Annotated in this window: 10 protein-coding genes; 5 read left to right on the forward strand and 5 right to left on the reverse strand. The window is 43.9% G+C overall.

What is annotated here, in order from left to right; genetic code table 11:
* Positions 1–173: 173 nt before the first annotated feature.
* From NL626_RS06280 to NL626_RS06295, 4 genes are all read right to left on the reverse strand, one after another.
* Entirely contained in the window at positions 174–1,127 is a 954-nt protein-coding gene (locus NL626_RS06280; RefSeq protein ID WP_158173112.1) for a glycosyl transferase family protein, read from the reverse strand.
* Positions 1,124–2,029 carry a uroporphyrinogen-III C-methyltransferase gene (gene cobA / locus NL626_RS06285; protein WP_213963802.1) on the reverse strand — a complete coding sequence of 302 codons (906 nt, stop codon included), beginning with the start codon at positions 2,027–2,029 and terminating at the stop codon, positions 1,124–1,126. The genes NL626_RS06280 and cobA overlap by 4 nt, the downstream gene beginning before the upstream one ends.
* Positions 2,030–2,049: 20 nt before the next feature.
* Positions 2,050–4,713, reverse strand: a complete 2,664-nt coding sequence (locus NL626_RS06290; protein WP_253657119.1) for a nitrate reductase — start codon at positions 4,711–4,713, stop codon at positions 2,050–2,052.
* 292 nt (positions 4,714–5,005) lie between these two features.
* Positions 5,006–5,440 (reverse strand): GNAT family N-acetyltransferase, encoded by a 435-nt coding sequence (locus tag NL626_RS06295; protein WP_017634213.1) that lies wholly within the window; start codon positions 5,438–5,440, stop codon positions 5,006–5,008.
* A gap of 379 nt (positions 5,441–5,819) precedes the next feature.
* On the opposite strand from NL626_RS06295, the gene NL626_RS06300 reads away from it, so the two are divergent.
* From NL626_RS06300 to NL626_RS06320, 5 genes are all read left to right on the forward strand, one after another.
* Positions 5,820–7,076 (forward strand): aromatic amino acid transport family protein, encoded by a 1,257-nt coding sequence (locus NL626_RS06300; RefSeq protein ID WP_005375868.1) that lies wholly within the window; start codon positions 5,820–5,822, stop codon positions 7,074–7,076.
* Positions 7,077–7,687: 611 nt separating this feature from the next.
* Positions 7,688–9,604, forward strand: a complete 1,917-nt coding sequence (locus NL626_RS06305) for a tetratricopeptide repeat-containing diguanylate cyclase (RefSeq protein WP_253657120.1) — start codon at positions 7,688–7,690, stop codon at positions 9,602–9,604.
* Positions 9,605–9,614: 10 nt separating this feature from the next.
* Positions 9,615–9,956, forward strand: coding sequence for a hypothetical protein (locus tag NL626_RS06310; protein ID WP_033906993.1), 342 nt, complete (start codon positions 9,615–9,617; stop codon positions 9,954–9,956).
* 248 nt (positions 9,957–10,204) lie between these two features.
* Complete coding sequence (locus NL626_RS06315) at positions 10,205–11,983, forward strand: S8 family peptidase (RefSeq protein ID WP_213915497.1); 1,779 nt, start codon at positions 10,205–10,207, stop codon at positions 11,981–11,983.
* A 12-nt stretch (positions 11,984–11,995) separates the two neighbouring features.
* Positions 11,996–12,451 (forward strand): hypothetical protein, encoded by a 456-nt coding sequence (locus tag NL626_RS06320; protein ID WP_025767689.1) that lies wholly within the window; start codon positions 11,996–11,998, stop codon positions 12,449–12,451.
* Between the two features lie 146 nt (positions 12,452–12,597).
* On the opposite strand, the gene NL626_RS06325 is transcribed toward NL626_RS06320, so the two are convergent.
* The gene (locus tag NL626_RS06325) at positions 12,598–13,527 is read right to left on the reverse strand and encodes an SRPBCC family protein (protein WP_238975465.1); all 930 of its coding nucleotides are present in this window, start codon (positions 13,525–13,527) and stop codon (positions 12,598–12,600) included.
* Positions 13,528–13,657: the final 130 nt, after the last annotated feature.

Consider the following 13,657-nt stretch of genomic DNA (forward strand, 5'->3'; position numbering starts at 1 on the left):
GAGAAACGAACGCGATTGAGGCTAAAACTGCGGTTTCACCACTCTGATACGGAGCAAGGTGGTGAAACACATCATTGGCGAGCTAGGATCTTTTACCTTCTTCAAACAATAGATAATGGATTCAGATTCAACAACTTTGCGTCGTTGGTTTTACATTAATTGACAATAGTATCTTATTGCTGGCCGCAATAGGCTTGCCAGTAAGAGAAAGCTCGTTCGAATGCTTTTTCCCTGTCGTGCATTTGTGCAAACAAGACCACTGTCATTGTGGCGAGAACCGTATTCGCCATTTGGTTCATGTCATCTTCTGACGTCCCAAATGGGCAGTTCGCAGGCATTGGCACCTCAGACAGCATTTGCTCCGTCCAGTAGTGCGATGTCACGCCGCTTGTTTGGCTTAACCATACGGTTTGACTTACTTTCGGGTTGTATTCTGACTCACCCGATTGTCCTTTGAATGACACAACGGCATGAGCGGTTTGACCAATCTCGTATTCGACTTCAGCATGAAGTTGTTGGAACCCAGGATGGAAGCTACCACGAATACCAACCGTCGCCTGCCCCGGATTCAATGCTCGAACCACGGTATTAATCGGCGTTCTAAGCCCATAACGATTCTTCCAACCGATCATGGTTTCTGCTTGAGGAGCAAACGCACTCAGCGGCAGATACACAATGTTTTGTGTTTCTAATACACGCTTTGCGTCTTCTGCTGATTCCGCTTTGTTGATAGAAAACTTATCGAGGTAATCTTCGGCATGCAAACGACCAGATTGACGGTCATGATAGCCGTGCATCAGCACTTTGTGGCCATTATCGGCAAGGATCTTCGCTGCCAACAGATGCCAAGGCTGACCTGCCGCTTCACGTTTGCCTGCATAACATGGCCAGTCTATGTCTGCACCAATAGCAGGCATGCGGGATTGGAATGCTTTCACAAAGCCAGCGATTTCTTGTTGAGTCTCGTTCTGTACACGGATCAGCATCAATAACATTGCCATCTGATCGTCGTCGCACTCACCGTTTAGGTATTCATCCATAACTCGAAACGCTTGGTCAAAGTTCAGTGGTTTTCTACCACGTTCGCCACGACCGACTGTTCTAATACATTCCAAAATGCTGCTCATATTCCCTCGTATTCCGTCACTGACTGTACGGTTTCTATTAGTTGTTCGCGCAGTTTGACAACTTCTCCCATCACAATCAATGCTGGGCTCACGCCTTTAAGTGTAATCGATAAATCATTGAGCTGATTGAGTTGGGTAACATGAACTTGTTGCTGAGGGCTGCAACCATGAGTGATGATCGCGACTGGGAAATCTGCTCTCAAACCAGAGCCTAATAAACCCGTTTGTATTTGCGATGACTTTTCTAACCCCATATAGAAGACTAATGTTTGTCCACTTTGCATCAGTTGGCTCCAAGCTTCAAATGCGCCTGTTACCACTTGCCCTGTCACAAAGGTAACGCTGCGAGCAACGCCACGATGAGTCAGCGGAATCAAGCTGTTTGCTGAACATCCAATCGCAGCGGTAATGCCGGGGATGACTTCGTAAGCGATTGAGTGTTTGACGAGTGCTAACGCCTCTTCACCTCCACGGCCAAATACGAAAGGATCTCCCCCTTTTAAGCGTACAACTCGCTTTCCTTGCTGAGCGAGCGACACCATCAAGTCACAAATTTCTTCCTGACCAATACTGGGTTGTCCGCATCTTTTGCCCACGTAAATCCAATCGGCTTGTGGCGAAGCCAACTCCAAAATATCTTTGTTAACCAAACGGTCGTACAACAGAACCTCTGCCGACATAATCGCTTTTACAGCCTTTACCGTTAACAAGTCAGGATCGTGCGGCCCTGCTCCGACTATCGACACAAAACCTTTGTGGTTCGCGTCGAGGTCTAGTGAATGGTCTTCTAAGAGTTGGTTCAGTTTGCTTGCTTGGTCATGCTTAGAAAAGCGAGACGAGCGTTCTTGATTCTGACTCGCTTGTCCTTTCTTAAACCAAGACTTTTGATAAGGCGCTTCCATGTGCTTATCCTCTTTATGACTTACTTTATTTGAATCGCCAGACTTTGCTGGTTCGCTTGCTGTTTGCCCTTTTGATGCTGATGGCTGTCGACCATTTGTTTGATTTGAGAAACGCACGAGCCACAGTTAGTGCCGCATTTGAGTTTGTTTTGAAGTTGAGTCAGTGACGTGCAGTCTTGTTTCTCCATCGCGTCATGTATTTGTTTATCGGTGACACGGAAACAACTACAAACCAGTTTGGCACTGCTTTGCGATTGAGTGATGGTAAGCAGTTGCGATAGCTCCATCGGTTTGCCAATCAAGCCGGTAAAGTTGGTGTAGTCGGTTTGAATCGGTTCACTAGACACCACCAAAACAGAGCGAATGATACGAACGTCTCCAACAAGGTCGTAATCCACCGCTAGCCAACCCTGGGCAATATCTATCGTAATTCTGCAGCTCTTTTCCGTTCGACAAAAACTCTGCTTCTTTGGTCGCTTATCGTGTGCAAAGCGCCAAATGCCCAAATTGCTTTCTGCTTGAAATGCGCTGTAGAGAAATTTACCGGAATCAAACTGTGTACCGATGAACATACCGTAGGTTTTTACCGCCGAATCTTGCACTTCAACATAAGATGACTTAAACGCAGGCTGCCCAGAAATAGGGTCTTTTGCGCTGTTTACTATTGCGTTAACACCGCTTTCACCGCCATATCGACCCGCCCAGTGCATTGACATAAATAGCTCTTGAAAACCCAAACCTTCATCAATGGCAACTTTGGCATAAATACTGGTGTTTGAAGTAGGCTGAAACAGCTTGGTGAGTTGTCCTGCTTTTAAGCGATTTTGAGTAGCAGAGAGAGTGTTCATGTACACGGTTGGTTCTAACTCAGAGGCGGCAAGGTGGGCGATATGCCCTGTGCGCGTCATGGTATGCCATTGGTCGCGTTGTCTGCCCGTATTGAGCCACCAGCCTTTTGTTCTCTCTAAACGCGTTGGAGATTCACTGGTCACGACAAAACGCGCTTTTCCATCTGGGTGTGAATAGACGCCATCAGCAAAAGGGCGCTCTCCTCCCCATTGTGTCGGCACCCACTCTTCGTATTCTTGCTCGGTTAAGTTGGCGTATTGAGAAAGATCTAGCTTCAATGGCGAATCTGCATTCATGCCTGTCATCGCGGCATATTCCCTGAATACCGCCCGCTCAGAAGTAAACGCAAAGCCATTTTGTGTCTTTTCCAATGCACACAGAGCTTGCCCAACTTGGCTTATCGCCCACCAATCTGATTTTGCTTCACCGGGAGGCGTTTGAAACTGGCGCTGCCTTGAAAGTCGACGCTCAGAATTGGTCACCATGCCTTGCTTCTCCCCCCAGCCAGCGGCGGGTAGCAATAGGTCCGCGTAATGCGCTACATCCGAATCCGCTGTGATATCGGAAACAATCACAAACGGACAAATCTCTAGTGCACGTTTTACCAATTGGTTATCTGGCAAAGAGACAACAGGATTGGTTGCCATGATCCAGAGAACTTTAATCTCACCACGTTCTACCGCCTCAAACAGTTCAACAGCTTTTAAACCGGGCTGAGTGGCAATTTCTGGTGAATCCCAAAACGCCTGCACTTGCTTTATAGACTTTGCGTCAAAAGCACGATGAACCGCTAACTGGTTTGCCAATCCACCGACTTCTCGCCCACCCATCGCATTGGGCTGACCTGTAATAGAAAACGGCCCACAACCTGACTTGGCAATTTTACCCGTCGCCAAGTGTGCATTAATGATTGCATTGCCTTTGTCGACGCCATTTTCGGCTTGGTTTACCCCTTGGCAAAACAACGTAATTGCGGTTGGGCTTTGCGCAAACCATTGGAAGAATGTCGTGAGTTTTTCTTCTGAAATGCCAATGGAAGACGTCAAATTAGTGACATCGTAACGCAAATCAGAAACTTCTTCTCTAAGTGCATTAAATCCGTCGGTATAAGAATTTATGTATTCAGAATCAATCAATTGTTGTTCAATAAGAAACTTGAGCAGCCCATTGAAGAGTGACACATCACCATCGTTTTTAATCGGTAGATGCAAATCCGCTTGCTGTGCGGTGACCGTTTCACGCGGGTCAATGACCACCAGCTTGAGGTTAGGATTGTTTTCTCTCGCTTGTTGAATACGTCGGAATAAAACAGGGTGCGTCCAAGCGGTATTAGCACCGCAAATGATCAATAGCTCAGTCTTATCAATATCGTCGTAATTGACGGGAACGACATCTTCACCAAATGCTCGTACATGAGCCGCAACCGCCGAAGACATACACAAACGCGAGTTCGTATCGATGTTTGCGCTGCCAACATAGCCTTTCATGAGTTTGTTGGCGACGTAATAGTCTTCCGTTAACAACTGCCCTGACACGTACATCGCGACGGAATCCGGTCCAAACTCCGCTTTCGCTTGATGAATCTTTTCAGCAATCAGATCCGTGGCTTGTTGCCATTGCACCTCTTGCCCTTGAGGTCGTTGCTTGGTGATAAGCTTTGGATACAACAAGCGCGAAGGCATATTCAAACTCTCTGCCAGCGCGACACCCTTCACGCACAGTGATCCCGCATTTGCAGGATGACACGCATCCCCAACGATTCCTTTCGCATTGACCTCGACACCACATCCAACACCACAATAGGGACAAGTGGTTTTTTTGCATCCTTGCGACATAACACCTCCAGTGCGATTCAGCCCAACTTACTAGCAAAAAAAAGCCTCTCCCGAATCGAGAGAGGCAGCAATGCCTTTAACGCTGTTAGTACATTTTCAAAAAGTAATACCCTATACCGCTCTCGCCTGCTATTAAGAGCGGCGCATCGAGTTATCGATGAACGTTTATGTAAAGCAAGTGAGGTGCCAAGATTAAAAACCCTTACCATACAAATGGTTAGCTTAAAACCAATTATAGCAACGTAATGCTACGCACTGATTGTGTGCAAATTTCGGTCATTATCGTGCAGTATTACTTTACTAATTCCATAACTAACCTGGATTCTTCGTCACCAAAATAATGCGCTTCTTCTTCTAACGTTTTAAAGCCAAGGGAGAGGTATAAAGACAATGCAGGTTGGTTCTTAGGATCGACAGTCAATTTCACGCTTGAGCCTAACGTCAACGACGCAATAACGTTTTCTAGGAGGGAACGCGCAATACCTTTACCTCTATGTTGAATATCGACGGCCAATGACATGATCCAATATTGATGTGCATTTGTGCTAGTCGTTAGCAATATATACCCTGCGACCTGCTCTCCCTCTTTTGCTACCAGTAAACTCTCTCCCCAACAATCAAAAGCTTGCCGAAAGAAAAATTGAGGATAGGCGTGTTCTCCAAATAAAGTATTTTCGAGCTTATATATGGCAAATAAGTCCTCTTTTTGCGCAGACAAGATGTCCATTCAATGACTCCTTCTTTAACATGAATGGCAGCAGTATACCTAAATCTCATCTAAATGACGGGACACAAACATCTCAATTAAGTGCTTAAGAAATGTAATATTCTTCCTGAAAATTAGGCCTAACTCACTTAGAACATACATCCGTGATTAAGTTTTAACCGCAAAATCAAAAACCACACAAGATGAAAATTTCAATACATACAACCATAAAATGCATTAAAATTAAGAACTTTATTCTGGTTTATTGAAAAATTCATAGTTGGATAATTTACAACCACCCCAAATCCACAGCATTATTCACCAAGCTTCGCATGTGATAATAAACACTAAAACCTTTACCATTTTCAGCATTATTATTTTTATAAAAGCGAGTTTTAAAGTGAAAGAATCTCGAAATGCCTTAAATCCGAGTGAAATAAACACAACCACAGCTTGGTCAAAACATGATACACATTGGGTTCTTAGCCTATTTGGAACAGCCGTTGGCGCAGGCATCCTGTTTCTGCCAATTAACCTTGGGATTGGTGGTTTTTGGCCTTTAGTCGCGATGGCAGTACTTGCTTTTCCAATGACCTATCTTGCGCACCGTGGCTTAGCTCGTTTTGTACTATCTTCTAAGATCAAAAACGCAGACTTCACTGATGTAGTGGAAGAGCACTTCGGCGCAAAAGCAGGTCGTTCTATTTCACTGCTGTATTTTCTTTCGATCTTCCCGATCCTGTTGATATATGGGGTTGGGATAACAAACACAGTAGATAGCTTCATGGTAAATCAGGCTGATATGGCTTCTTTACCTAGACCTTTGCTTTCTGGCGTACTAGTGTTTGCACTAATTGCTATTATGATGGCGGGTGAAAAAGTAATGCTACGGGCCTTTGCCATTATGGTGTTCCCACTTGTTGCCATTCTTGCCTTTCTATCATTTTACTTAATACCGAACTGGACCATGCCTGTCATGGATGTGCCAGAAGCGTCAGCTTTTGCTAGCACTATGTGGTTAGCAGTTCCTGTAGTGATTTTCTCGTTTAGTCACGCAGCTGCAATTTCAAGCTTTGCAAATGTACAACGTCGCCATTACGGTAAGCAGGCAGATGCCAAATCCGAAGTTATTCTTCGCCGCACTAGCATCATGCTGATTGCCTTTGTTCTTATTTTTGTATTTTCCTGTGTGCTAACACTGTCACCTGAACAATTGGCTCAAGCAAAAGAACAAAACGTATCCGTATTGTCTTACCTAGCGAACGCAACCGATAATCCATTTATTGCAACACTTGGTCCTTTAGTAGCGTTTGTTGCTATCACTTCATCTTTCCTTGGGCATTTTTTAGGTGCGCGTGAAAGCTTAAATGGTTTAATTACCAAGCATTTTAACCTATCTGAGAAGCGTGTTGATCGTATCAGCGTGGCAGCACTGTTCTTCTCAATCTGGGCGGCGGCGATCATGAACCCAAGTATTCTTGGTATGATGGAAGCATTGTCAGGGCCTGTTATTGCAATGATCTTATTTATTATGCCAATGTTAGCGGTGTATAAAATCGAGGCGATGAAACAATATCGAGGAAATGTCTCTACTTACTTTGTTCTAGCAGCAGGCATTGTGGCGGTAAGTGCATTGATTTTTAGCTTCTTCAGCTAATAACTAAAGACTAGCTTGGATTTTCAGGGGAATACCTTACACAAGGTTAAGGTGATTCCCTGAATTTTCTTACTCTTTAAAAGGTAATCATCGTTACCCTTGACTCTTAAATAAGAGCGAAAACACCCGCAATCATAAGTACTGAAGCAATGCAGGTACGGCCGATAATGCCGAAGTGCGAAGGTTGAATCATTTCATTATGCATAGTTAATCTCCTATTTATTATAAAAGCCATTTTTTATTGGCTTAGTAACACTATGTCTAATATCCAGTTTTTTAACAACCCATACAAACATTAAATATTTATGACAGAAACGTAATTTTTTACACTTCACCCTGATTTCGAGCGATGAATCCGCGGCTTAAACCACTAGATTGAGTCCACCGAATATGCTCACTTACCTTCCATCGTTACCCTACCTATGCCATCTTCCAATCATTACATAAGTTTTCAATAGATTTTGTTTTTATAAATCATAATATTATAGAGATACTTCTCGTATCTCACTCCCAAAACACTTTGCCACTGGGAATCCATCCGCACTTAACCAACAAGAAATGGTAGACTTAACTGGTATTCGGTTAAGAGATCACATTTTATTAATACGCTCATGCACTTCTCAATTAAAACACTGGCTTGCGCACTTTGTACTGCACTTGGACTTTTCTTGCATCCCACCAACGTCGTACTGGCGAGTACCGAAAAGCAAGCTTATCTGGAAGAACACATTTCAGCAGAAAGCAAGCCCATGTTAAAACTCTACTTTCGCTCGATGGGTAAGCCGCGATCAATTCAAAAAGATGAGTTAAATGCGCCACAGAATGCATCAGCGGAGTCTCTTGCTCTGTATTACTTTGCACGAAAGTACCTTAAGCGTTACGAAGGCGTTCCATTACCGAAAGATATGCCCGATTTAATCGAATTCGGTAAAAAGCACCATTTGGAATGGGTCGTCGCTGAAGCACAGCTCAATAAGGCTGTAACAATGATTGAGCAAGACGATAACTGGAACGCAGAATTGTTACTCCATGACGTTGTTTCTACAGCCCGTGATCTTGGTTATCTAGCATTAGAAGGCCGTGCTTACCGCTGGTTAGGCAATCTAGAAGTATCTCGAAATCAACTACGCAGTGGCCTAAAATATTATCGCAATGCCTATGAGTTATTAGAAAAAACAGTATTTGAAATACAAGTCGCGATGACACTGAACAACATTGGGACGGTCTACATCGACGCATCAGATTGGGCTCGGGCCAACAGCTACCTAACGCAAGCTCTCGACACTTACCTAGAGAGCGAATATCAATACGATAATAGCTTTTTTATGGGGGTTATCTACGCAAACCTTAGCATCGTTCACTCGAGCCTCGGAGATAACAAAAAAGCGGAATATTATTTCAATGAAGCCATTCGACTTTCAATGCAAACGGGGTCGGACACAGTCAAGCACCACTCTTTATCCAGCTTTTCACAAATGTTGAGCTCGGTAGGAAAAATTGATGATGCATTAATGGTCGCACAACGTTGCGTAGACCTGCCCATTCCAAAAAATCTAGAAATGCTAAAAACGTCTTGTTACGAGGCATTTGCAGAGGCTTACCTCGCAAACAAACAATACGATAGAGCTATTACAACAGCGCTTAACGTTCTAGAACAAACCAAATCAACCAGTGAATTAGAGCTGCGGCAGCGTATTGATATGCTTTCGGTACTGGTAAACGCTCATCAAATTCTTAATGACTATGAAGCTGCTTTTCATTATTTAACCCAATTAAGAGAGCTAGAGGCTGAGTTTTCTCATCATATTCATGGTGAAGAGATGATTAACATTAAGTTTGACCTCGAAGCTAAGTTAGCCCAGAAAGAACTCAAATTGCTAGAAACAAAAAATGCGCTACAAGCCTCTGAACTGCGTTCACAGCGCTATCGAGAAATGTTCTACTTTATCGCTATTGCGGCAATTGGAGTCGTTGGTTTTCGTTACGTACTGCGCGTTAGACGTATTAATAAAGCACTCACTCAAGAAAATACTACCGATCCATTAACTCAACTGCATAACCGTCGCTATCTTCACATTTGGTTGGACAAAATGGCTCGTAGAAGCCCAGATAGAACATTTGCCTTAGCCGTTTTAGATGTCGATCATTTTAAAACCTTTAATGATCAATATGGACACGATATTGGCGATAAAATGCTGACTCATATTGCCACGCTATTTAATGAATCCACCCGCTCTGGTGACCTACTCATTCGTTGGGGTGGAGAAGAGTTTGTCCTATTATTCGAAGTACAGCGAGTTGAAGATTGCGCTAAGTTTTTGGAGCGATTGAGATATACTGTTGAAAACACACCATTGGTGGTTGACTCTAAACCATTAAGCGCGACAATTTCCCTTGGAGCAGTGGACAAACTGTCGGCACAAACAATTAAACAAGAATGGGATCAGTGGTTTTTCTTGGCAGACCAAGCTTTGTATGATGCGAAGCAAGTTGGCAGAAACCAGTTCATCATTCACCCTACATCATAAAAAAGCACACATGAAAAAAAATCTAATCATTATTACTTTTGCGCCTCTATTTCTTATGGCGTGCAGTAATCAGCAAGCATCTCAACTGGGAATGCGCAGCAGCAGTGTCAACGTATATGCCCAGCAAATGAGTAACACTCAACTATGTGAAACTCTCTACTACAACCGTGCAACCAACCAAACCAAAGTGGCGATTGGTGCTGAGTTCAATCGACGTGGATTAAACAAAAAGTGGTGTGATAAAGAATTCGATAAGTTGTACATTAAAAAGTGGATTGATAATGTGCTGCCTAAGGAAAAAGCCGAACCTAAGAAACCAATGGCAACTATTCAACCCGCTTCAACTAAATAACCCCCCTCTTGAAGCAGACGGTACACTAGTATTTTCTGCTTTTCACTTTTCATGCATGTTCGATGCGACATATAAAAACCTCATGGTTTCAGTAAATTAACAAAGACTTATGTTGTCCATCGAACTTTTAATGTAAACAAGTTGTAAATGGTTTTCGTCCTTATTCTTTGTCGTTAGCTTTGTTTGTTCCTGTTAGCGGAATATGAAACAGGAACTAAAAAATTCCAAACAAAGACATGAGGTCAAAAATGGAAATACGCATTAATCGCCTATTTGCCGCTATGTTGGCAGTAGGCATTGCACCTGCCGTCTCGGCGTTTGATCCACTCTATTCTGAACAATGGCACTTAGACAACACGGGGCAAACTGCGTTTGCGGCTAATCCTGCTGTTGCTGGGAACGACTTAAACACTAAGCTCACTCAGGCAATGGGGATTGCAGGTGTTGGTGTGAAAGTTGCCGTCATTGATTCTGGAGTGCAGATCGATCACCCCGACCTTGCAGGTAATATAGTTATAGGTAGCAGAAACTTCGTCGAAGACTCTTCATTCCCACTAAGTTATCCGGTTGATACTAATGGTCATGGCACTGCTGTAGCCGGTTTGATTAGCGCCGTCGGCAACAACGGTGAAGGCGGACGCGGTGTCGCTTCTCACTCTTCCCTCATTGGTTTTAACTGGTTAGCCAACCAGACATTAGAAGGTTGGTTAATCTCCCATGGCATGGACCCAGCAACACGTGATGTTCGCGTATTTAACCAAAGTTACGGTTTCAGCCCTATAAACCCGATTACTTTTGATGAAAGCGACCCTCAACTAAAACTTGAAATGGACGTGATGAAAAACGTCAGCGAGAGTAACGCCTGGGGTCGAGGTGCTGTATTTGTAAAGTCAGCAGGTAATGGTTACCGCTATTTCAATGCAGGGCGATTCTTCGTATTGCCAAGTAACTTCTTTGCTGGTGGAGACAATCAAGGCTTACCGATGCACAACTCTGCTCAGTCTTATGATAACGCCAATTACTTCAATTTAGTCACTAGTGCACTACGAGCGGATGGTACGCGAGCGAGTTACTCATCGGTGGGTTCGAACGTGTGGGTTGCAGCACCAGCAGGTGAATATGGGCAAGATTTCCCTGCTATGGTGACCACTGATTTAATGGGTTGTGAAGAAGGGCAAAATACCAGTGAAGGCCTTGGCATTAATGGGTTACACGGCGGAACGGAGCTCGATCCGAACTGTAACTATACCAGTACGATGAACGGAACCTCATCGGCTGCGCCAAACACATCGGGTGCCATCGCGGCAATCATGTCAACCAACCACGCACTTTCTGCTCGTGATGTACGTGCTTTACTAGCGGAGACAGCAAAAGTAACGGATAAAGCGCATCCAGGCGTACAGCTTGAATTTACTAACCATAAAGGTGAACAGGTTAGCTACGAGGCAATTGCCCCTTGGCAGAAAAACGCAGCAGGCGTAGATTTCCATACTTTTTATGGCTTCGGCGCTGTAGATTTGGATGAAGCGATGCAACGTGCTCGCATGACGAATCGTGTTTTACCAGCTCAAGTCATTACGCCATGGGTTAATAACGCTACAGAAGTAAGTGTACCCGATGCAAGTCTAGTTGGTGGTTCTTCAAGTATCGCCATTGCCGATGAGCTGACAGTAGAATCCGTTCAAGTGACATTGACATTGGACCACGCTCGTCTGCCCGACTTAGCTATCGAGCTCATTTCGCCATCAGGGACTCGTTCTGTTTTGCAAACACCGCGCAATGGTCTTGTTGGTCAATCTCTTGATCCAACAATTACTGGCTACAAAGATCAATTAATGTTGTCTAACCAATTTTATGGCGAAGATGCAAAAGGCGAATGGACGTTGCGAGCAATAGATACGAACGGCGATGAAGCCTATTCTTACATTGCATATTTCAACTCTTCCACCATCTATGACGTTCCGATGGCAAACAACGCTCAACCCGGTGTTATTAAGAACTGGTCGATGCGCATATTTGGACACTAAGGGGTCAATAACATGAAATACAAATCATTTTCTATGCTGGCTCTCGTTATCATGACGTCGAGTGTATACGCAGAGCAACAGCTCTCTCAACAACCTGCACCAGAACTGTTTGTGCCATCAGAAGCGGTTGAGATTAATGGCCAAGACTATCGAAAAGTGCAAACTGGCACTGTTAGAACCCTATCTGAAGACGTAAAACTTCAAGCGGGTGATGAGGTGTTTAAGAATGCGTTTAGTAACGTATCCAAAGCCACTGGACTGGTTTACATCACCGTAAACAATCCTAACGAAGCGAAAGCAGTCGCCAAAGAGTTAAAATTAGAAGTTATCTTCGCAGAGGGGGAATCAGCGGTGTTAAAAGCATCTCAAGATCAAGATCTGCTAAGTATTAGCGACTACCTAAATGCAGACAGCCGGGTAAAAGCGTCTAAAATTGAACTAAACAGCGGTAAATACCGTGCACAATAATTCTCTAACAAGAGAAGTTGGCCTGTAAAACCATGCCTCAGCGATTGCTGAGGCATTTTTATGGGTAGGAACAGATACGCTATTATTCTTTAGTAACATTTCGCATAACTAGTATGATACCTAAACACCCTACTCGCCTGCGCCTGTCATTTCTTAAACAAAATAATTTCCGTTCTTAGCTCTTCTTCCGTGGTTTCCTTCGGACTATTCAGGTAGCGTTCGATTCCTAAAGGACTGGTTTTGACTTTCATGCCACTCTGACGAACCAAGTTCATCGCTAAAGCCCATGCATTTCCCAAAAACTGATATTCACCTCGGTGTTCAACGACAAATGTTTCACTCTCAGGAATGGTACCAGTAACCGCCCCTTGAGGCGCTGGTACTGAGTTATGAAGAGGAAAGCAAGTGATAAACTCGAATGTACCTTTCTGCATATCCATCGACTGGTAATAACAAAACAATTCACCATTCACGGATAGGGTTTCGTCACTAATTAACTGTTCTAGTTGCTGAACATGCTTCTCAATTACCGAACCTAATTCCTGCAAGCTAGCCACACCCTTGATCCCAATGTAATGAATTTGAGGCAACGTTCGGTTACCTATTTCGACTAAGTCTGAATGCACTCTTCCGGTTTCAAGCTTACTTTTGAGCATGCGTAACCCACGTTGATAATCCATCTCTATCATCGACTTAAACATACTTTTCAGAAAGAACAGATACCAAGGGACGCGAGATTGCATTTGCCATTCGACTAAACAGCCATTTTGTGACGGCGTCACGATTATAGTCACCTTTCCATGGCTCTTGATTGGGCGAAAGAAATGCAGCTCCATATCTAATCGATGCTCTTGAGTACTTTCCAGTACAATCGCGCCAGTCCCAATACGCTGACCATTCCATTGATAACCAGCTCCAACGTGGCCCTGATTATCACTGAATGTCAGCTCGCAGCTTGGTTCAAGAATGACCCATGGTGACCAGCTGGGCCAGTTATTGAAGTTCTTGAGATAGCCAATAATTTCACTTTGATTCTTATTAATTTCAATACTTCGGCTGACCTGATAAGAGAGCATAACGGTTCCTCGAGTTTCCGCTTCACTAACTTCAGTCTAATTCAAATTCCAGTTTTTTCTTGTTTGACTGCGGGTTAGATGCGTACGACAAGAAAAATCCAGAGCGTTAATTCTCACTTGAATCAATACG

The organism is Vibrio sp. Y58_MX_L22 (genome assembly GCF_024181865.1).
Lineage (GTDB): Bacteria > Pseudomonadota > Gammaproteobacteria > Enterobacterales > Vibrionaceae > Vibrio > Vibrio alginolyticus.